General features: G+C 44.0%; 25 protein-coding genes. 12 read left to right on the forward strand and 13 right to left on the reverse strand.

The window, feature by feature from the left end; all coding sequences use genetic code 11:
- The first annotated feature begins 122 nt into the window (after positions 1 to 122).
- From B3J29_RS11880 to B3J29_RS11905, 6 genes are all read left to right on the forward strand, one after another.
- The gene (locus B3J29_RS11880) at positions 123 to 695 is read left to right on the forward strand and encodes an HdeD family acid-resistance protein (RefSeq protein ID WP_005232306.1); all 573 of its coding nucleotides are present in this window, start codon (positions 123 to 125) and stop codon (positions 693 to 695) included.
- Between the two features lie 123 nt (positions 696 to 818).
- On the forward strand, positions 819 to 1,961 hold the full coding sequence (locus B3J29_RS11885; RefSeq protein ID WP_286965625.1) for a glycerate kinase: 1,143 nt from the start codon (positions 819 to 821) through the stop codon (positions 1,959 to 1,961).
- Positions 1,962 to 2,250: 289 nt separating this feature from the next.
- Entirely contained in the window at positions 2,251 to 4,239 is a 1,989-nt protein-coding gene (locus B3J29_RS11890) for an ATP-dependent helicase (protein WP_286965627.1), read from the forward strand.
- Positions 4,240 to 4,322: 83 nt separating this feature from the next.
- On the forward strand, positions 4,323 to 4,574 hold the full coding sequence (locus tag B3J29_RS11895) for an RNA recognition motif domain-containing protein (RefSeq protein WP_005232301.1): 252 nt from the start codon (positions 4,323 to 4,325) through the stop codon (positions 4,572 to 4,574).
- 208 nt (positions 4,575 to 4,782) lie between these two features.
- Positions 4,783 to 5,286, forward strand: coding sequence for a DUF6586 family protein (locus B3J29_RS11900; RefSeq protein ID WP_286965631.1), 504 nt, complete (start codon positions 4,783 to 4,785; stop codon positions 5,284 to 5,286).
- A 104-nt stretch (positions 5,287 to 5,390) separates the two neighbouring features.
- A complete protein-coding gene (locus B3J29_RS11905; RefSeq protein ID WP_004781893.1) occupies positions 5,391 to 5,669 on the forward strand; it encodes a hypothetical protein in 279 nt (92 codons plus the stop codon).
- 201 nt (positions 5,670 to 5,870) lie between these two features.
- Here the strand turns inward: B3J29_RS11905 and B3J29_RS11910 are convergent, their stop codons facing one another.
- The 4 genes from B3J29_RS11910 to B3J29_RS11925 form a co-directional block, all read right to left on the reverse strand.
- Positions 5,871 to 7,598, reverse strand: a complete 1,728-nt coding sequence (locus tag B3J29_RS11910; protein WP_005232299.1) for a cation:proton antiporter — start codon at positions 7,596 to 7,598, stop codon at positions 5,871 to 5,873.
- A gap of 153 nt (positions 7,599 to 7,751) precedes the next feature.
- Entirely contained in the window at positions 7,752 to 7,907 is a 156-nt protein-coding gene (rpmG, locus tag B3J29_RS11915) for a 50S ribosomal protein L33 (protein ID WP_001205031.1), read from the reverse strand.
- 16 nt (positions 7,908 to 7,923) lie between these two features.
- Positions 7,924 to 8,160: a 50S ribosomal protein L28 gene (rpmB, locus tag B3J29_RS11920; RefSeq protein ID WP_000048256.1), complete on the reverse strand. Its 237-nt coding sequence runs from the start codon at positions 8,158 to 8,160 to the stop codon at positions 7,924 to 7,926.
- A 165-nt stretch (positions 8,161 to 8,325) separates the two neighbouring features.
- Positions 8,326 to 9,774, reverse strand: coding sequence for a coniferyl aldehyde dehydrogenase (locus B3J29_RS11925; protein WP_286965633.1), 1,449 nt, complete (start codon positions 9,772 to 9,774; stop codon positions 8,326 to 8,328).
- Positions 9,775 to 9,889: 115 nt separating this feature from the next.
- Between B3J29_RS11925 and B3J29_RS11930 the strand changes: the two genes are divergently transcribed.
- The 5 genes from B3J29_RS11930 (at position 9,890) to B3J29_RS11950 (ending at position 13,560) form a co-directional block, all read left to right on the forward strand.
- Complete coding sequence (locus B3J29_RS11930) at positions 9,890 to 10,609, forward strand: TetR/AcrR family transcriptional regulator (RefSeq protein WP_034580311.1); 720 nt, start codon at positions 9,890 to 9,892, stop codon at positions 10,607 to 10,609.
- Positions 10,610 to 10,670: 61 nt separating this feature from the next.
- Positions 10,671 to 11,537, forward strand: coding sequence for a formyltetrahydrofolate deformylase (purU, locus tag B3J29_RS11935; protein ID WP_005232297.1), 867 nt, complete (start codon positions 10,671 to 10,673; stop codon positions 11,535 to 11,537).
- Positions 11,538 to 11,730: 193 nt separating this feature from the next.
- Positions 11,731 to 12,507 carry a hypothetical protein gene (locus tag B3J29_RS11940; protein WP_005232296.1) on the forward strand — a complete coding sequence of 259 codons (777 nt, stop codon included), beginning with the start codon at positions 11,731 to 11,733 and terminating at the stop codon, positions 12,505 to 12,507.
- Between the two features lie 25 nt (positions 12,508 to 12,532).
- Positions 12,533 to 13,156, forward strand: a complete 624-nt coding sequence (locus B3J29_RS11945) for a MotA/TolQ/ExbB proton channel family protein (protein WP_004781903.1) — start codon at positions 12,533 to 12,535, stop codon at positions 13,154 to 13,156.
- Positions 13,156 to 13,560, forward strand: coding sequence for an ExbD/TolR family protein (locus B3J29_RS11950; RefSeq protein WP_286965637.1), 405 nt, complete (start codon positions 13,156 to 13,158; stop codon positions 13,558 to 13,560). The genes B3J29_RS11945 and B3J29_RS11950 overlap by 1 nt, the downstream gene beginning before the upstream one ends.
- Before the next feature lie 89 nt (positions 13,561 to 13,649).
- On the opposite strand, the gene msrA is transcribed toward B3J29_RS11950, so the two are convergent.
- From msrA to B3J29_RS11980, 6 genes are all read right to left on the reverse strand, one after another.
- On the reverse strand, positions 13,650 to 14,174 hold the full coding sequence (gene msrA / locus B3J29_RS11955) for a peptide-methionine (S)-S-oxide reductase MsrA (RefSeq protein ID WP_004781907.1): 525 nt from the start codon (positions 14,172 to 14,174) through the stop codon (positions 13,650 to 13,652).
- 98 nt (positions 14,175 to 14,272) lie between these two features.
- Entirely contained in the window at positions 14,273 to 14,734 is a 462-nt protein-coding gene (locus B3J29_RS11960) for an META domain-containing protein (protein ID WP_034702341.1), read from the reverse strand.
- A 103-nt stretch (positions 14,735 to 14,837) separates the two neighbouring features.
- On the reverse strand, positions 14,838 to 15,884 hold the full coding sequence (locus B3J29_RS11965) for a DUF4105 domain-containing protein (RefSeq protein WP_005232289.1): 1,047 nt from the start codon (positions 15,882 to 15,884) through the stop codon (positions 14,838 to 14,840).
- 26 nt (positions 15,885 to 15,910) lie between these two features.
- Complete coding sequence (gene dfrA40, locus B3J29_RS11970; RefSeq protein WP_005232285.1) at positions 15,911 to 16,423, reverse strand: trimethoprim-resistant dihydrofolate reductase DfrA40; 513 nt, start codon at positions 16,421 to 16,423, stop codon at positions 15,911 to 15,913.
- A 98-nt stretch (positions 16,424 to 16,521) separates the two neighbouring features.
- Entirely contained in the window at positions 16,522 to 17,364 is an 843-nt protein-coding gene (gene thyA, locus B3J29_RS11975) for a thymidylate synthase (protein ID WP_034169878.1), read from the reverse strand.
- A 171-nt stretch (positions 17,365 to 17,535) separates the two neighbouring features.
- Positions 17,536 to 18,027, reverse strand: a complete 492-nt coding sequence (locus tag B3J29_RS11980; protein WP_005232256.1) for a lipocalin family protein — start codon at positions 18,025 to 18,027, stop codon at positions 17,536 to 17,538.
- A 388-nt stretch (positions 18,028 to 18,415) separates the two neighbouring features.
- On the opposite strand from B3J29_RS11980, the gene B3J29_RS11985 reads away from it, so the two are divergent.
- Entirely contained in the window at positions 18,416 to 18,961 is a 546-nt protein-coding gene (locus B3J29_RS11985) for a CHAP domain-containing protein (protein ID WP_004781961.1), read from the forward strand.
- Between the two features lie 49 nt (positions 18,962 to 19,010).
- Here the strand turns inward: B3J29_RS11985 and B3J29_RS11990 are convergent, their stop codons facing one another.
- The 3 genes from B3J29_RS11990 to lgt form a co-directional block, all read right to left on the reverse strand.
- Positions 19,011 to 19,397, reverse strand: coding sequence for a hypothetical protein (locus tag B3J29_RS11990; protein WP_005232249.1), 387 nt, complete (start codon positions 19,395 to 19,397; stop codon positions 19,011 to 19,013).
- On the reverse strand, positions 19,390 to 19,782 hold the full coding sequence (locus tag B3J29_RS11995; protein ID WP_005232248.1) for a hypothetical protein: 393 nt from the start codon (positions 19,780 to 19,782) through the stop codon (positions 19,390 to 19,392). The genes B3J29_RS11990 and B3J29_RS11995 overlap by 8 nt, the downstream gene beginning before the upstream one ends.
- Positions 19,783 to 19,871: 89 nt before the next feature.
- Positions 19,872 to 20,684: a prolipoprotein diacylglyceryl transferase gene (lgt, locus tag B3J29_RS12000; RefSeq protein WP_005232235.1), complete on the reverse strand. Its 813-nt coding sequence runs from the start codon at positions 20,682 to 20,684 to the stop codon at positions 19,872 to 19,874.
- Positions 20,685 to 20,761 lie beyond the last annotated feature (77 nt).

Genomic DNA, 20,761 nt, shown 5'->3' on the forward strand with positions numbered 1-20,761 from the left:
ACGAAGTGCTGAATAAACCGGCATAAGTTACTATTTTTATAGATAAACTCAGTCAATTTCTAACAAATTTCTCCATGATTTAAGAGCATAATCAAAGTCATAGCCAATTACTTGAGAAGAATATGAAGACTGTTGGAAATGATCTGGTTCGGCATCAATTGCATGAAAACCGTAAATGGTATTTAGGCCTGGGTGCCTTATTAGTGTTATTTGGAATTGTACTGTTAGCGTCGCTGCCTTTTGCCACCTTATCTGTAGTATTCCTGTTTGGGGTCCTGATGATGATAGGTGGGGTAGTTCATCTGATTGCCGGGATTAAAATCTTCGATGGGACATTTCGCTGGCTCTGGCTGCTATTCGGTATCATCTATTTTATTGCGGGATATTATGCTTTTAGCACGCCAGCGAAAACTGCGATTGTACTGACCAATCTGCTTGCGATTGCTTTGATTGTGGCGGGAATAATTCGCGTCTTGAATGCTTTTATCTTTAAAGCATTTCGCGGCTGGGGTTGGACTTTATTTTCCGGGATTTTAACTTTAGCTACAGGTATCCTGATTCTATTGTCACCGAATGCACCGTTCTGGGTTCTAGGTGCTTTTCTGGCAATCGATATTTTGTTCCAAGGGATTAACTATCTGACTTTAGCTTCCTATATCAAGCATCGTGTTCCAAAAAGCTCCGCAGATATTTAAGTAAGACCAGTATAAAAAAGAGTGCAATGAGCGCTCTTTTTTTATTGGTATGTTCAGCTTTGCCTGTAAGATGGGTATGCATTTCAAATTAGTATAAAACCTATAACGCGGCCGATCATATTCATGAAAATCTTTGTTCTAGCTCCCGATTCATTTAAGGAAAGTATGACTGCCGAACAGGCCTGTCAGGCGATGCAGCGTGGTATTTTGCAGGTCTTTCCTGATGCAAATTGTATTACTTTACCAATGGCAGATGGTGGTGAAGGAACTGTAGATGCATTAATTTTAAGCCTAAAGGGTGAACGAGTAACGTGCCAAGTCACTGGACCATTAGCCAGTCAGTCGATCGAAACTTACTTTGGCTTGGTTGATGCTGGTCAGACCGCAGTGATTGAAATGGCGAAAGCCAATGGCATTCATCTGCTCGAAGCTGCTCGACGTAATCCCATGTTGACCTCGACTTATGGCACAGGGGAAATGATCAAACAGGCGCTGGAGCTTGGCGTAAAGAAAATCATTATCGGGCTCGGTGGTAGTGTGACCAATGACGGTGGTGCTGGAATGGCTCAGGCTTTAGGAGCCCGATTCTTAAATACTGCGGGAGAATCAATTCAGGTCTGTGGTGGTAATCTGGATCAGATTGATCAAATTGATTTTTCCCAACTCGATACTCGTTTAAACAATACAGAAATCCTGATTGCTTCAGATGTGAATAATCGATTGTGTGGACCGAATGGTGCTTCAGTGATCTTTGGGCCGCAGAAAGGTGCAACATCGGAAATGGTACAGCAGCTGGATCGAAATCTAAGACATTTTGCTGATCTGGTTGAAACAAGCTTAGATATTTCTTTTAAAAACTTTCCCGGCGCAGGGGCAGCCGGTGGGTTAGGTTTTGGGTTGATGGCGTTTGCAGGAGCAAAGCTGCAATCCGACGTAACGTTAATTACGGAACAAAATAGACTAGCGGAAAAAATTGCAGATGCAGATTATGTTCTTACTGGCGAGGGCAAGATCGATCATCAGACCGCTTTAGGAAAAACCCCATTTGGTGTGGCTCAGGTCGCCCAGCAATTGAATAAACCGGTAATTGCGTTTGCAGGTTTGGTCGGTGAAGGGATTGAGTCACTGTATCAGACTGGATTTAGCCAGATTATCGGAATTAATCCACCAGATTGTTTATTGGAAGAAGCCTTAAAGAATGCAGAAATTAATCTGGAAAAAGCAGTTGTTCAAACTGTTCAAAATATTCAGGAACAGGGTGTTTGAGTAAGATGGTCATTGCCGCAAAAGCTTGATAAAAAGACAAATATAAATGCCTAAGCAGATTTTACTTTTCAAGGATGAGAATCCTCAAAATATATTTTGAGTTCGCAAGGTGACAAAAATCCTTTGCTAGGTTGAGGGTATATCCCTATACCCCAATCCAGAAGACGGCATTCATGCCGTCAACCCTATAGCGAATTAAGAATAAAAGTTCGGTCTGTTTCAGAGCAGCTCAAAGCTATAATAAGAGTGATCTGTTAAACTACACCTATCCACAGAATGATGAGTGAAAATGAGTTTAGCCACCCTGATTGATGAATTAAATCCCCAACAAAAACAAGCTGCGACGACTGATGCCAAGCACAGTCTGGTTTTGGCTGGGGCGGGCTGTGGCAAGACCAAAACTATCGTGGCGCGTGCAGCTTATCTGATTGATCAGGGTGTACCAGCGAATCAGATTCAGATTCTGACCTTTACTCGTCGTGCGGCGAGTGAAATCGTGGCACGGGTGGAGCTGGCACTCGGTGAACAGGCCAAAGGCTTACGTGCATCGACGTTTCATACCTTCTGTATGTATCTGCTGCGCCGAATTCCAAAGGCTTTTGGTCTGGAACAGTTTTCAATTATTGACCGTGATGATCAGCTGATGATATTCCGTCTGATTCGCGGGCGTGATGACAAGAAAAATCCGAATTACCTGCCAAAGCCACAAGAACTCTGTGATTTATATTCTTTTGCGCGGAATACCCGGCAAAAACTGAGTCTGTCTTTGGAAAAGCAGATGCCGGAATATCTGGGACTCAAAGACCAGATTGCCGACATTATGAAGGAATATGAAGCACGTAAGCGTGCGCGTAGCTTTCTGGATTATGACGATATCCTCGCTGTGGTGGCGACTGCTTTGGCACAGTCTGAAGGTCTGGTGGACTATGTGGCTTCGATCTGTCGACATATGCTGGTGGATGAAATGCAAGATACCAATCCACTGCAATGGGCATTGCTGGAACCTCTCAAAGAACATATTAGCCTATTCTGTGTTGGGGATGATGCGCAGTCGATTTATAGTTTCCGCGGTGCCGATTTTGAAAATATTCACCATTTCAAAGAGCGTGTGCCGGATGCAAAAATTTTTAAACTAGAAAAGAATTACCGATCAACCCAGGAAATTCTGGACCTGTCCAATTGGTTACTGGATCAGTCCGAAATCAAATATGACAAACGTCTGGATGCGCATCGTGGTGAAGGCATTAAGCCGAAGATGCACATTTTCCCGAATGAATTTGATGAAGCCAAATGGATCGCGATTGATATAAAAGAGCGCCATTATCTGCAAGGCAGCAAATGGTCCGATCATATGGTGCTGGTACGTTCCAGTTATGCAGCGCGACATATTGAAGCAGCTTGTATCGCGGCCAATGTTCCGTATCGATTCATTGGCGGGATGAAACTGTTAGAAACTGCACATGTAAAAGATCTGCTCAGCCTGTTGCGTGTGGTGGCGAACCCGCTGGACGATATTGCCTGGATGCGCTTTTTGACATTATGGAATGGTATCGGTGATGTCGGTGCAAGCAAACTGTCACAGCAGCTTTTAGCTGAGCCAGAGATGGAAAAGATTGCCGACAAGCTGGAAAAGTTTGGTAAAATCCCGCTAGAAACCATTTTGATCATGAAGCAAATGGCGGTACTCAAAGCCGAAGTACAGGCCTGTGTTGGTCTGGCAGTACAGGCGATTGAAGCACAACTGGCCGAGAACTATAAAAAGGACTGGAATCGCCGTCAGGGTGATTTTGAATTGGTTAAACAGCTAGCTTCTAAACATGCTCAAGTGAGTGAGTTTCTGGAAGAGTATGTGCTCGATCCGGTCTCTATTTCTGAAATTGAACGCCAGTCGGATACGGATGTAGTGACCCTCATTACCATTCACTCGGCCAAGGGTACGGAACAGAAAGTCTGTTATGTGGCCAATGTCACGCCGGGACAATATCCGCATGCACGTGCGCAAGGAGATTTCGATGATGTCGAGGAAGAGCGTCGTGTGCTGTATGTAGCGTTGACTCGTGCACAGAATGAGCTAATTCTGACCAAGCAAAACCTCAATCACTGGGCGCGTGAAACGGTAGATGAGCAGGGACGTAAAATTGAAAGCTATTTTCTTAATAATCTGAACTGTAATTTATGTGTTACAGAAACTCATTACAAAACCCGTCAACAGACTGTGAAAAGTGCTTTAATGGAGCGCCAGTCGATTAATTTAGATTTTGGGATTGATCTCGATTAAACTATCCTTTCTGGGTTTGACGCAAAAAGTAGAGTAGGCACGTGCTTTTTGATTATTTTTGCCTATCTTCTTAAGGTTATCCGATGAAAATTTTAGTTCGTAACTTGGCACGCACTGTAACAGAAGCTGAATTGCTGACCCTGTTTCAGCAATACGGTACTGTTGAATCTTGTGCGCTAGTCATGGATGCAGAAACAGGCAAGTCTAAAGGTTTTGCTTTCGTAGAAATGCCGCATGGCCGTGAAGCTGTTAAAGCAATTAAAGGTTTAAATACACTGCGCTTGCATGGTCAGGGGATTCGTGTGAAGCAAGCTGAAGAAAAGCCACAGGCTTAATAATACCTTATAAAAAAGAGCATGTGTGATGCTCTTTTTTTTGCCCTTAAAAAGGTTTGGATTTTTACTGAAGAGTCAATATCAGCAGTCTGAAGTATCAAGATCATGCAGAATAGATCGACAGCGTAGACAATCTTGCATTGCGTAATGCGAGCGGACGTTTTACTTTATAAGAGCCAAAATTTGTTTTAATGCTTAGGAAATCTCGATGACACGAGTTGCTCGCTATCATGCGGACCGTACCAATCAAAAACTTTATTTCGCCCGTCTGGCCTGTCAGCAGGCTGAACAGACTGACCATGTGCAGCAGGCACAAGCTTATCGTGAAGCTGCCGTATTTCATCTGCATGGGGCACTGTTGGCCTTTTTACAGGAACTGGTACGCTATTACCGTCTGAATGACCTGAGCCCGACTCTGAAATCAATTGAAGAGCTCATGGCGACTAAGGGTCAGGTATCACCTGAAGTGACCGTATTACAGCATTTATCCAAAGATGGTTTTCTGGCTGAGCTGAAACGTGCTTACCGTCTCTGCCAATATGCGCCCGAGCCAAGTTCGCCACAACCTGAAGACGAAACTTCTTCAAATCTCATCATTAAAGTCACACAGACACCACAAGCCTGGTTACCTGATACTGCTATATTACGAGAATGGCATCGTGACCTGACGCAGCTTATTGATGGTTTTCGTAATGAGATGGTTGAATTTTAATCTGATCAGCTGTACTTGAAATTGCGATTATTAACCCTATATCAATTACTCTAATGATGCAAAGTGCAATCGCTCTTTGCCACCATGTTGAACATGGAGGATATATGTCTATAGAACAGTTGAAAGATTTATTTGGTAATCAAGACGCGATTTTGGAACTCGTTCAACTTGAAGGTGGCGCGTTGGCATTACGAAATGCGGGCTCAAAAAAACAGCCATTAGTCATGATTCAGTTTAATGACGAGGTGAAAGCCCTGTTGGGTGATCAAACGCCTGTGATTGCACAACACATGATTCAAGCCGCTTTATATGGTTTGCTGGAACAGCAGGTCAATGAATGGCAAGCTGAAGTTGTGGATGAAGAGCCCAAATATATGAGCTAAATTGCCTACCCTGGCGAGCAGGAAAGCACACTTGAAGTGTGCTTTTTCTGTTTTTATGAAATAAAAAAATAGAGAATAAGAGAAAAATTAAGTCGGTTAAATTAGAGAAGCAATTTAAAATTTTATAGTTTAGCGATCTGATAAATTTCAGTCCAATCAATAAAAAAAGAAGTTGCCAATTCTGACAACTTCTTTAAAAAATCAGCCTGAATAATGCGTAGGTGGATGGTTATGCGCAATCTCGATCTGGTTCAAAATATGATTGCTCATATTTCTCGCCATCTCCTCTTTGGCATAGTACACCTCGCCAATATTATCACGGCGAATGACTTCAGCTTCTTCTTTGCTTTCCGCACACAGCAGGATCTGAATGGCAGGGTTTAGGGTCTTGGCAATATCCACGATTTTGTGGATATCAATAATATCCATTGGTGAGATCACCAGTAGACGTGCATGCTGAATATGAGCCTGAATCAGCACACCAGGTTCAGTTGCGACACCAGAAACTGCTGCAATGCCTTTTTTACGCAAGTTTTCTACGATCTCACGATTTTCTTCGGCAATCACGACCTTGATGTTTTGTTCCATCAGTGACAGGGTAATCCGACGACCGACTTCACCATGCCCGACAATCACCACCTGATCGCGCAGATAGTCCTGTGAGACTTCATCGGGTAGCATGGCAAGCGGGTCACCACTACGCTCCAATAAGCGCGCCAAAGACGAACGTTCGCGAATCCATTTTTGTACCGGTTCCACTGCCGAGAAAATAAACGAGTTTAGGGTAATTGAAATCAGGGCACCCGCCAGAATCAGGTTTTGCCCATCGAGTGATAATAGATTTAGCGATACACCAAGTGCGGCCAGAATAAAAGAGAATTCACCAATCTGTGCCAGAGAAGCACCGACGGTAAGCGCCGTATTGATTGGGTAGCGGAAGAACAGCACCAGTGCCATAGCCGCGATGGTTTTACCAATCATGATAATACCGAGCACCGCCAACACATGAAGCGGCTGATCCATCAGAATACGCGGATCAAACAGCATGCCGACCGAAACAAAGAACAGAATCGAGAAGATTTCACGCAACGGTAAGGTTTCTTCCTCAGCACGGTGGCTGAAGTCAGACTCTTTGACCACCATCCCGGCAAAGAATGCACCGAGTGCCATGGATACGCCAAAGACCTTATAAGCCCCAAAGGCAATCGATACGGCTGCAGCTACGACAGTTAAGGTAAATAGCTCACGTGAGCCTAAACGTGCGACTACTTGCATGATCATTGGAACTAAACGTTTACCAATAATGAGCATGAAGGCAATGAAACCGGCTACTTTGAGCAAGGTAATACCTAAGGTGATCCAGACATTCTGATCGCTACTACTACCTTCCAGTGCCTGACCACCGAGAAGTACTGCAGTTGCGGGTAATAATACCAGTGCCAGCACCATGACCAGATCTTCAACCAGAAGCCAACCGACTGCAATTTTCCCGTTAATGGATTCGAGCAGGCCACGATCACCCAGGGCTTTGAGAAGCACGACGGTACTGGCACAGGACAGACTTAAACCAAAGATCAGGGCAGAGCCAAAATTCCAGCCCCAGAGCATGGAGACCCCGACCCCGAGCAGTGTCGCGACTGCAATCTGTAAGACTGCACCCGGCAAGGCAATACGCCTGACCTGCATCAGGTCATTGAGAGAAAAGTGCATCCCGACACCAAACATCAGGAACATGACGCCAAGTTCGGCCAGCTGGTTCGCCAGATGCACATCTCCGACCACGCCTGGGGTGTTCGGGCTAATTAGAATCCCGGCAACCAGATAACCAATCAGTGGGGGAAGGCGTAGACGTGCAGCGATATAGCCAAAAACCAAGGCCAAGCCAAAACCGACAGCTAACAGAATAATGAGCTCTACGTCATGTGGCACTAAACACTCCTTTAAAATAAATTTTATGAAATTTCAATTTTTTATGGGAAATAAGCACAGAAAATGCCAGAAGAAACAGAAAGTTTATCAAGCCGCATAAAAAAAATGCAAAAAAAAACGACCGGGAAGGTCGCTTTTTTCAAAAAACTAAAATTATTTGATTTTAGCTTCTTTGAAGATTACGTGTTGACGGATTTTTGGATCAAATTTTTTGATTTCCATTTTTTCCGGCATAGTACGTTTGTTCTTAGTAGTGGTATAGAAATAACCTGTACCAGCTGAAGAAACTAAGCGAATCTTATCACGCATTGTCCTGACTCCTTACTTAGATCTTTTGACCTTGAGCACGAAGGTCAGCAACAACCTTTTCAATGCCCAATTTGTCGATAATACGCATACCTTTAGTGGTTAAACGAAGACGTACAAAACGTTTTTCGCTTTCTAACCAGAAACGGTGGTGGTGCAGGTTCGGCTCGAACCGGCGCTTAGTTTTGTTGTTGGCGTGTGAGACGTTGTTACCAACGACTGGACGCTTGCCGGTAACTTGGCAAACCTTAGACATGGTGTAACTCCATTGATTTAGCCAACAGCAAATCTGTATGGCCAGTCAAAAATAAACGGATTGAATTCATTCAAGGGGCGTTTTATATCAAAAATGCGCTTAAAAGACAAGCGATTTTATCTAAAACGAAGCATGAGCCCGTGTGATAGCTCATGCCTTGATCATTTATCGAAGAAGTGTCTTCGAAATCAGCTTATGGATCGGCTTATTAAACGGAGGCAGAATGTATTTCAAGCTATACAGCTTAGGATTCGACATTACTGACCGTTCATGCGACAAACTGAAGAAGCCTTCTGGCCCATGATATTTACCCATACCGGAAGCACCGACACCACCAAATGGCAGATCGTCCTGTGCGACATGGGTTAATACAGTATTTTGCCCGAAATGCCCTGAATGGGTACGCTGTGCGACATAATCAGCACGCGCCTGATCAAAGTCGAAATAGTATAATGCAAGTGGACGCGGACGGCTATTAATAAAGTCGATGACGTCGTCAATTTGATCATATTCCATGATCGGCAGGAGCGGCCCAAAGATTTCATGCTGCATGATCTGCATGCTTGGCATGACATTGGTTACAAGAGTCGGTGCAATTTTACGCAGGTCTGCTGGCGATTCATTACGCGGATTGATTTCAATAATCTGCGCACCTTGCTCACGGGCATCATCCAGATAACCTTGCAAGCGGTTGTACTGTTTGTCATTGATAATCGAGGTGTAATCCTGATTATGGCTGATGTCCGGATACATGCTTTCGACACAGGCTTTAAAATGATCGATAAACTCGGCGGTTTTGCCACGTGGCAGGAACATATAATCCGGCGCTACACAGGTCTGTCCGGCATTCCAGAGCTTGCCCACGGCAATACGCTGAGCCACATCACGCAGGTCAATCGATGGATGCACCAGTACAGGGGACTTGCCACCCAGTTCCAAAATTACTGGTACCAGATTTTCAGCAGCCGCTGCCATCACGGTTTTACCGACAGCTGTTGAACCGGTAAAGATCATCTTGTCAAAAACCAGTCGGCAGAAGGCATCAGATACCGTACCGCTACCATTCACCACGGCAACCAGTTCTTTAGGAAAAGCTTCAGCTAAGGCTTTTTCCAATACCTTGCCAAAAGCAGCCGATGAACTAGAAATTTTGATCATGGCATGGTTACCCGCAGCCAACGCACAGATCAGAGGGCCGATGGATAATAATAAAGGGTAGTTCCACGGCGCGATGATGCCGATCACGCCTAGAGGCTGATACTGTACCCAGGCTTTTGCCGGCTGGTGAATAATACCGACATGACGCTTGGACGGTTTCATCCAGCCGGTCAGGTTTTTGCTGTAATATTTAATATGTTCAAGACAAGTCAGTAACTCACCAATTTTGGTTTCCCCGACAGAGCGGTTACCATAGTCCTGATTAATTGCATCGGCAAATTGATCTTGATACTTAACTAAGATACGCTTAAGCCGAGCTAAACGATCGATACGTTCCTTTGCAGTCGGCAGTGGGTAGCGTAAGTAGGCGTGTTTTTGTTGAGCCAGAATTTCATTGAGGTGCTGGCTATCAAGAAAATGTGGTGTCATTGAAGTTGTTTTTGTGTGACTGTTCATGCCGCACTACCATTATTCAAAATCGATTAATTAATTTTTAGAGCAAATACTCTAATTAGTCAAGTTACTTTGTGTGTTAGCCTTGCTAATGCATGAACTGAATGGTTATTTTAGGATGTCCCAAACCAAAACGTTAAAAACCAAAGAGCGTATCTTACAGCTCAGCTTGCAGTTGTTTAATGAACGTGGCGAACGATCTGTAACCACCAATCATATTGCTGCTGAACTCGGCATGAGTCCAGGTAATCTGTATTACCATTTCCGTAATAAAAATGAAATTATCAAGGAACTGATGGAGCAGTATCAGCATCAGACGCTGGAAATGCTAGCACTTCCGGAAGATCGTGCTCTGGATGCCAATGATAAGATTCATTATTTTCAGGTACTGAGCAGTCAGCTTTGGGCTTATCGTTTTCTGCACCGTGATGTATACCATCTGGTCGAAAATAACGAAGATTTCCGCAAGCTTTATCCGCGTTTTGCTGGACAGGTCATGCAGCAGGGACAAAAAATTTATAAAGCCTTCGTAAATGCCGGCTTGATGGAAATGACCGATTCAGAAATTGAAGCGCTGATCATTAACCTATGGATTGTACTGACCAACTGGACCAACTTCCTGTATATGTCGGGGCATATTACCGATTCCAACACTCTGGAAGAAAAATGGGTCTGGCAAGCACTGCGTCAGATGGTGTTTCTGGAAGGTGCTTACCTGCGTGGTGAAAGCCGTCAAACGTATGAGAGCCTGCTCAATTCGTTTGGTTCTTCAGAGCTATTTGCCAGTCTATCGTCGCCTAAACCGCCTGAATCTGAACAAACTATTCAGAATATCTAAGAAACACGTTAGAATACTCTGCTTATTTTTTTAATTTAACTAATTAGTGACCTTAACCAACATGAATATGACGACTGCTAATACCGCACGTTTATTGATTACTTGTGAAGACAAGCCGGGCATCGTGCAGGCTGTTTCAAGCTTCTTGTATCATCAGGGTGCCAACATTACGGCGCTTGATCAATACGCGACAGCAGCGCAGGGCGGACGTTACTTCATGCGTGTTGAGTTTGAACTGGACAATCTGCAAAGCCGTAAAGAAAGCCTGTTGCAGACTTTTGCTGCCAATGTTGCAGAGCGTTATGGCATGCACTGGCGTCTGGCACTGGTTAGTGATGTGAAAAAGGTCGGTATTCTGGTCTCTAAAGTCGACCATGCGTTGCTTGAACTGCTATGGCGTCATGCACGCGGCGGTCTGCCATGTGAAATCACTAAAGTAGTATCTAACCACGAGACTCTACGTGAATCAGTCGAAAACTTCGGTATTCCGTTTGAAGTGGTTCCGGTGACCAAAGAGAACAAACGTGAAGCTTATGCACAGATCGATGAACTGATGCAGGGCAACGATCTGCTGGTATTAGCCCGTTATATGCAGATTCTTGATGAAGAGTTCGTAAGTAAATGGGAAATGAAAGTGATCAATATTCACCATTCATTCCTGCCAGCGTTCGTGGGTGCCAATCCTTACAAACAAGCGTATGACAAAGGTGTAAAACTGATCGGTGCAACTGCACACTATGTGACAGCTGATCTGGATCAGGGTCCAATCATCGAGCAGGATGTAGAGCGTGTGAACCATGACTTTACTGTGGAACAGCTGCGTGAACTGGGTCAGGACGTTGAACGTAATGTACTGGCACGTGCAGTGAGATGGCATCTGGAAGACCGTGTCATTGTCGACGGCAATAAAACTGTCGTGTTCCAATAAGCACTTGCATCTCTGTTTAAAAAAGGCATACTTTAAGTATGTCTTTTTTGTTTGAAACAAAAATAATGGAGAAAAGTGGGATTAGTAGTTGCAAATGAAAACACTTCTCATTTATTATTGGCGTACTTTAATTGTGCTAACCGATGAGCTTGATAGTTTGTTTCGTATCATCTCTTCGAGGTAAATAGATTTAATGAGTCAAGTTGCTGCTCCCATGACACCACCACCGTCAAATCAGATGAAAAAGAAAGTCGTTTCTATTCTGGCGGCGGTTCTGGTTGGACACGTGGGTCTTTTATGGGCAGTCAGCCAGATGAAAGCACCTGAACTGAAACCAGTCGATAAAGAGCCTCTAAAAGTCCGTTTCGTCAAACTTCAGGAAGCACCAAAACCTTTACTACCGAAGCCAAAGCCGCCAGAGCCTAAACAAGAGCCAACAAAGCCGAAAGAAGTTAAAATTGTAGAAAAACCGCTGCCACCGCCACCCAAAAAAGTAGAAAAAATTGAGCAGGTGAAGAAAGCAGAAACGCCTAAACCTGTTACTGCACCGCCAGTTGAAGCCAAACCGGCACCAAGCCCAGTGGTTCCTGCGGTCGTGACTGAAACTAAAAAAGTAGCACCTGCACCTGTGCCGGTTGCGCCACCAGCACCTGTCGCACCGCCGGCTCCACCTGCTCCGCCAGCACCAAAAAGTGTTGCAATTGGCGGCGGCGTATCGTGGCAGCGTGCACCAAAAGTGTCGCTCTCGGCAGGAGAGTTAAAATCAGCCTGTTCATTGATGGTGGATGTATCTGCAAATGAGCAGGGGAAAGTGGTCTCTGCGACCGCACGAAATTCGAGTTGTAGTCCGGCCGTTACGCGCAAAGTTGAATCAGCGGTACGTCGTGCACAACTGACCAAATATATTGAAAATGGTGTGGCTTATCCAACCCGAGTGGAACAGCCTTTCGATTTTCAGATTACCAAATAACGGCTAACCCATTAGGAGTTCGAATATGAACTTTTCAGTTTATTGGCAACATGCTGATGCAGTCAGTAAGACACTGTATTTCGTGTTATTGGCAATGTCGATTGCGACATGGACCATTTTTGTGCTGCGTTTAATGGGCACTCGCCAACTTAAACAGATTGCCTATGCTCAATTATCTAAAGCATTAGGACAATTGAAAAATAAAATGACTCCTTTGGCATTTGAACAACGTAAAGCTGTAGCTGAGCAGGCTTTATTGCGTCAGATCGCATTAGAAAAAGGCAATGCAGAAAAAGGTGTATCCGTCCTAGGTACCATCGCTTCAATTTCACCCTTTGTCGGCCTGTTCGGTACAGTATGGGGGATCTTTCACGCACTGGTTGCCGTGGGTAAGAGTGGTCAGGCAGGTCTGGCACAAGTAGCGACTCCAGTGGGTGAAGCGCTAATCATGACCGGTCTGGGTCTGGCTGTGGCAATTCCTGCAGTACTTGCATATAACATCTGTGTACGTGTTAACCGTACTTTAAGCAATGAATTGCAAGACCATGCGCATAGCTTATTGATTGATACCATGTTGCAACAGGATTCTTCTGCAAAGAAGGCTGATGCAAAAGTAGCACAAGACAGTTTAGTTGGAGGTCAAGCTTAATGGCTTTTCAATTGGGTGAAGACAACGATACAGGCATGAATGAGATGAACCTCATTCCCTTGATCGACATCATGTTGGTATTGATGATCATCTTTCTGGTGACAGCGACCATTGCGAACCCATCAATTCCATTAACTTTGCCGCAAACCACTGCAGAAATTATTGACCTACCACCTGAAAATGTCACCATTAGCATCAATGCCAAAGGTGATGTAGCGTGGAATGGCGATGTACTGACCCTGGATCAACTTGAAACCCGTTTCAATGAGGCGAGCCAGGCACAGCGTCAACCGACCATCGTATTGAAAGCAGATAAAGAATCACGTTATGACACTGTTGCTCAAGTGATGTCACGCGCGAGTGGAGCCGGACTCAGCGATATTGCCTTTGCAACCGATAATTAATTTTTTGCTCTCAAATAAAAAAGCGACTGATCTCAGTCGCTTTTTTATTGCCTTAATTTAATAGGGCATATGATCAAGCAGAATCCAGTCTAATGAGTTTTAAGCAGCGTCATAAACTTGTGTTGTAATTTATTCAGCTTGGGCGGAATCGCAAAATTACAGTAACCCTGATTCGGATTCTTGGCAAAGAAATTCTGATGATATTCTTCGGCAGGATAGAAAGTCGGTGCAGGGCTAAGTTCAGTCACAATATTCAGCCCTTCAGCTTTTAATGAATCTATTGTGAGCTGTGCAGTTTCTTTTTGCTCATCATTAAAATAATAAATCACAGAACGATATTGCGTGCCGACATCATTGCCCTGACGGTTTAATGTCGTTGGATCATGGGTTGCGAAAAAAACTTCGAGCAACTGACTATACGTAATCTGATTTTCATCAAAATCGATCAGGATCACTTCGGCATGATTGGTATCACCGCCACAGACTTGCTCATAGGTCGGATTAGGATTTTGTCCGCCCGCATAGCCACTGACGACCTTCTGTACGCCCTGAAGCTGTAAAAATACTGCTTCGGTACACCAAAAACATCCACCACCAAATAGTGCTTGTTGCATGGTTAAGTCCTCATCATTGTAGAGTGCTGATTATTGAATGTTCATATGAGTATGAAAGATATAAAGCCTGCACGATACAGGCTTTTTGTAGTCAGAACTTAGCGAGGCTGTACTGCACTTTCTAACTGAATAAGTAAATTGCCATGACGGTCCATTAATTTCAGGGTTTTACCATAGACCTGATAATGGGTCACTTTGCTCAGTGCTTCCTTAAATTTCTGATCCAGACCTTCATTATCCAGACAAGCCATTTCGGTACTCGCCATCTGGCTTAAGTTGAGAGTATCTTTACCGGCAGTGTAGCTGCCCATGATACGGTTACAGCCATCTGCGCCAGACACGCGTTGAGTCGCTGCATCGAATTGCAGACTTGGAATATTGCGTGCTGTCGGTGCTGTAGTAATTTCAGTATTACCAATCTGGTTCACAATCCAGGTACGATTTTGCAGGAGCTGTAAATTATTTTCAGTTTTGACTGATGAGGTACTAGGTACAGTTTCACAACCCGACATTGCAAAGACTGAACCTAAAATCATGATTGCTGTTAATTTTTTTAGCATGAGAGAGACTCTAATTCTGAGTTAGCTATTTGTATATAAACAAAAAAATTAAATATATGCCAGTTGATTTTGTATCTTTCTTTAAGTTAGATAACTTGGAAAATTATCTGGAATTCGACTCAGGTAGGCCTTGACGCAGGCGTTGTGAATACTCCTGACTGGAGATCTGACCGGTATCTCTAACTCGTGGATTAACGTGTGCACGCTGATACCAGGTTTGTATATCCCAGCGTTGATCTAGCGCTTTTAAATCATATAAATAATCAGGTAAATACCCAGAAGCCAGCAAGCGGTAATCTGAAGGAAGCTGTTGTTGAGATACTGCCTGAGCCATATCAAAGACCAGAGTCGTGCAGTTACTGCTCAGGGTGTTATACCATTTAGGCTCTTTGGCCAGTTCATCAGCCTTACGCAGATATTCTTTAAATAGGGCTTGAGCTTCTGCTTGCGGCATTTTTACCGGAAAAAAGTAGACCTGCTCGCCACGAATATTGCTACGCGTATATACAATATCTTTCTCATCTGAGGCGACCAGACTTAGTTCATATTTTCGGAAGAAGCCGCCAATGGCAGAAAATTTCTCATCCTTTTCTTTGCGAATTTCGATCGAGAAGACGAGTGGTTTCTGATTGGCAAAATCAAAACTGACCAGCGTATGGGCAATTTTAGGCCCCATCCAGTAAGAGGTAATGATGTTTACTCCGGTAATGTCGTTCAGGTCAAAACTCCGGCTTTCCCAGCGTTCGGTATATTGCCCCTCTGCTTGCCAGTCAAAATTACGGATATTGTGCAAGGTGACTTGATTGCCTTGCTGCTCATAGGAGAGCAGTCGGGAAACTTCAGGATTCCAGTCACGATCCTGACGAGGCTCCATGCTTAAATAAGCCAGTAAGCTGAACAGAAAGGCCAGCAAATAAAGCACTGTATCCACCTGTCGGGAAATCAGATGCTTGGTGAAATAAATGCCCAAGACCACACAGGCAAACACAAGCCAGAGACCAACCAGAATGATGCTGCCAATTTTGCCCAAGGGTTGTTGTACCCAGAGCATCAGGCTCAGCCAAAGGCTTGAACACAGGACAAATACACTAAACAGACTCCCTAATAACCACAGGCTCCAATGCTTTTCTGAATTGTCTTGTCCTTGCATGTTCGATCTTTTATAGAAAATAGGCTTTATTTTCTGTATGTTGCGAACTCAAATGCAATACCGGTTTTGTCATCGATATGTTGTTCTGACGCAACTTTTTTGAACTCGGCCGGAATTTCCGGATAGTAGGCATGACCCTGTACATCCAGTTCAACATGGGTCAGTTCCAGACGATCAGCGATCTCCAGAGTCTGTTTAAAGATTTCACCGCCGCCAATGATAAAAATAGCATTCGGTTTTTCTGAAGCCTGCACATCGGCCACGGCTTGAGTCAAGGCATCTTCAATCGTATGCGCGACTTTGACGCCTTCAAAGGACCAGTCAGGATCGCGGGTAATCACCCAGTTCACACGTTTAGGCAGCGCACGGCCCATCGACTCAAGCGTTTTACGGCCCATGACAATTACGCCGCCTTGAGTGATTTCCTTAAAGTGCTTGAGATCTGCTGAGATATGCCAAGGCAGGTCATTGTCCTTACCAATACAGCGCTGCTGATCCATTGCCACGACATGAACGACTTCTAAATCCTGAAATGCCATACCCATACTCAAAAACAGATAAAAATTATTGCTATTAAAATGCAAAATCCCACTTTAAGCAAAGTGGGATTTGAATATTTTCCGGGGTTTAACAGGAATTAAACTGCAACTGGCGCTTTAATTCCTGGATGTGATTCATAACCCACAATTTCAATATCCTCGAATTTGAAATCAAACAGGTCTTTAACTTCAGGATTCAGTTTTAACTGGCACAGGCCTAAAGGCTCACGACTCAATTGAAGTTTAGCCTGTTCAAAATGATTGGCATATAAATGCGTATCACCACCCGTCCAGACAAAATCGCCTACATCCAGATCACACACCTGCGCAATCATATGAGTCAGCAGGGCATAGCTGGCAATATTAAATGGAACGCCAAGAAATACGTCAGCACTACGTTGATAAAGCTGGCAAGACAGTTTGCCATTATGTACAAAGAACTGGAACAGGGTATGGCAAGGCGGTAAAGCCACCTGACTCGCTTCATTCGGATTCCAGCCAGACACAATCAGACGGCGTGAATTTGGATTGGTCTTGATCTCATTGATCAGCCATTTGATCTGGTCAAAACCATCCTGATTGTAGCTGCCATCTGCATTTTGAGTGGCACCAAAATTACGCCATTGATGGCCATAGACTGGACCAAGTTCACCTTCTGGACGACCAAAGCGTGCGGTCTGTTCCGCAGTGGCCCATTCATCCCAGATGGTCACTTTATTATCCTGAAGATACTTTACATGGGTATCACCTTTCAGGAACCACAGCAGTTCAATCACGATCGAACGGAAATGAACTTTTTTAGTGGTAAGTAAAGGGAAGCCCTTGGAAAGATCAAAGCGCATCTGATGACCAAATACCGAACGTGTACCTGTGCCGGTACGATCGCCTTTATCGCCGCCGTTGTCGAGGATATGTTGTAAAAGGTCAAGATATTGGCGCATAGGTCTCTCTTAAAATCTGTTGCAAATTGCTTTTCTTTGAATTGGGCAATTTAAAATTGCGCTCATCATAACATTTTTTTGAGCACTTCCGCATAGCAGTGAAAATGATTAAACATGAGAGAAAAGGGCATAAAAAAGCACCCATGATGGATGCTTTTTTATTATCTTTTTTTAAGCCGTTGGCTTACCGGTATGTACCGTATGGATCAGATCGGACAGGTCATAACCCAGCGATTCAGCATAGGCCAGATATTCCTGTTTGGTCGTTTCATCCAGTGTCGGCTTACGATGCAGGAGCCATAAATATTTCATGTTTGGCTCACCGACCAAGGCGGTCTCATACTTGTCATCCAGTTTGAGAATCCAGTAATCCCCTTTGGTAAAAGGTACCCAGTGCAAACCTTCAGGCAAGAAACTGACTTTCAGTTTGCCATGTTCTGCATCAACAATAGTGGCTTCCCCAATAGATTCATCGAGTTTGCCCGCACCATCTAGACAACGGTTCTGGACGCGGACTGTGCCATTTTCATTCAGGCTGTAGGCTGCGGAAATATCAGTACTGTCTTCAGGTTGGTGTTTCATAGGCAGACGGGCAATTTCGTACCAGATCCCTAAATATTGTTCTAAATTGAAATTTGAAATAGTCTTTACATCATGACTCATATTTTTCTTCCTCATCATCTCAATTTAAATTTACTAAATCAGTCTAATACGAGAGTTGTTAGCCAGAATGATGTAATCCCGTAGTGAAATGTTGACTTTATTATCGTGAGTAAAATTACAGATTTAGTCAGAAAGGCGCTCAAATATTGATTTAGAAATAGTCTGAGCAGAATTGCTAATTAATTTGAAAAGTAGTGAATTTATAACTTTTTTGTGAAAATTGTAAATTTTATAAATCTAAAAGAAATAACAAGTTAAGTAAAATTAAATAAATGCGGAAAAATATATTTACATTTTTAACGTGAAAAGTAACATTTAACCGTCTAGTATTCACCGCGTGTTGAAGATTTGAAAGCCAAACTTACAGGCGAGGAGTACTTGGTCCAATATGATTTATGATCATCAAGTGAATATGAGCGAAGTGCATGCTCCTGTTCAAGCGAACGTCATAATTCGTTCCCAATCGGGACAAAATTCCAAACGTCAGCCTCAGCGCTATACCTCTGCGTCAGCTCGTAACAAAAACTCTGAATCTCGCAAGACTTTCGGTGCAATGAACGGCCAGCGTTTCGATATTGAAAAATTCACCAGCTACCTGCAAGGCATTACCCGCAGTACCAGTACACAGAAATGTGCACGCAGTATTCGCGTCGGATTGCAGTCTTCAGGCGCAAAAATTGTGAATCATCCTGTTGCCGCAGCTGACTGGGGTAACACCCTGCAGCAATTGGGCTATCGAAAAATCAACCTGTCTTTTGACCGTCCGAAAAAAGGTGATATCTATATTATCGACCGGACTTCACAGCATCAGTATGGTCATATTGCAGCGTATTCTGGTTCAGCCTGGGTTTCTGATTTTAAACAGAATGGCTATGCGGTCTATCGTAATTCCAATGTGAAATATACGTATTACCGTCTGGATTCCTATCTTTAAATCCGACGCTGAAAATTTCAGAACTTAAAAATGAAAGTCGCGAAATGGTTCAATCTTCGAAGCGTTTCGCACGTTGATTATAAATCGACACGATAAACAGTCCAATCGCCACAAAGCCTAAGCATTGTAGACCTAGCGCTACAGTTTCTCCGATCTCACCTGTTTTGGGTAAATAACCGATCAGGCTAATTACTGCCACAATCGGAATCGCCATCGTTAAAGCACGAAAACCTTCAGCATAAGGATTTTCAGGAGAAAGCTTTAATCTGAATTCACGCAAGACGTGCATCAGCATTCCAATCGCCAGACTGATTCCAACAAATATCGAACCCAGTTTCGTTACAGTCGATGCTATGTAAATTACGATACATACCGTAATAATAATGATGAGCTTGAGCTGACGATTGCAGTGTTCGGAATACCAGAATTCAAGCATGTGGTGAACCTGAATCCGGCTTGTTCTGATTAAGCAAAGACAGAGGCGAAAACAGGCAGATTGCCAAAGCCATAAAGGCAATTCCCTGAGCGCCTGGCAGCAAGATTTCACCCTGTTTCATGTTCATAAAAATCAGGCTGATTAATAAGGCAATCGGAATCCAGGTCAGGACACGATAGAACAGGCCAGTCGGATTTTTTGCTGCGAAATGAATTTTACAGTAACGACAAATCAGAAAAATAATTCCGGTACCGGCAAACATCAGGATGGCATCTAAAGGCAAAGGTTCCATCCAGTACAGACCTACGGCAATTGCAGCAATCACAACAAAGAACAGCAGTTTTTTCAGGATTGACACCTGCGGATTGAACCAGAACTCAAGCATGATGATGTGTGAACAGAAAAGATAAAAAGCACTTTAGCATATTTTAAATATAAAAAAGCGAGGCAGATGCCTCGCAATATTTAGCAAAATTATCCGTTATTTTTCTGTGGACCCCAGTCATAAACTTTCTTCTGATAGGCGTACCACAGCATCCACAGACCAATCAGGATCATTGGCAGGCTCAGGAATTGTCCTTTACTCATCCAGCCAATAAAGAGCTGACCATTATCCGGTTCACGGAAGAACTCGACGATAAAACGGGCCAGACCATAGCCGGTCAGGAATACCGCAGAAACTGCCATACGTGGACGGGGCTTGCTACTGAACCACCACAGTACAATAAACAGAATCAGGCCTTCACAGAGCGCCTGATACAGTTGTGAGGGATGACGTACCAGTTGCAGCGGATCGGTCGGGAAAATCATGCCCAAAGCAAAGTTTGGATCAGTCACTTGACGGCCATAGAGTTCACCACCAATAAAGTTACCGATCCGGCCAAACATCAGGCCTGTCGGAACGCAGGGCGCAATAAAGTCCAGTGTCTGGAACCAGGCCATCTTATATTTCTTGCACCACCACAACATCGCTACGATTACGCCGAGGAAACCGCCGTGGAAACTCATGCCACCGGTCCAGATCTGGAACAGCCAAAGTGGATTTTCCAAAAACTGAGAAAAACCGTAGAATAAAACATAACCAACCCGGCCGCCGATGATCACACCTAGCGCCCCAAAGAAAATCAGATCCGAGACCATATCTGGTGTCCAGCCGCGTTGTTTAGAGCGATAAGTCGCCAGTCCCCAGGCAAATAAAAAAGCCAAGAGATACATCAGTCCATACCAGTGGACTTGCAAAGGTCCGAGCGAAATTGCAACGGGATCTATGTTTGGATAGGTGAGCATTCCTGTTCCTTGTGATTCTGTTTTGCACAGATTTTAGCTGAAAGCGAAGAAAAATGTTGTACATTCAATGTGTAAAG

This window comes from Acinetobacter sp. UBA5984, assembly GCF_002429925.1.
Taxonomy (GTDB): Bacteria; Pseudomonadota; Gammaproteobacteria; order Pseudomonadales; family Moraxellaceae; genus Acinetobacter; species Acinetobacter variabilis.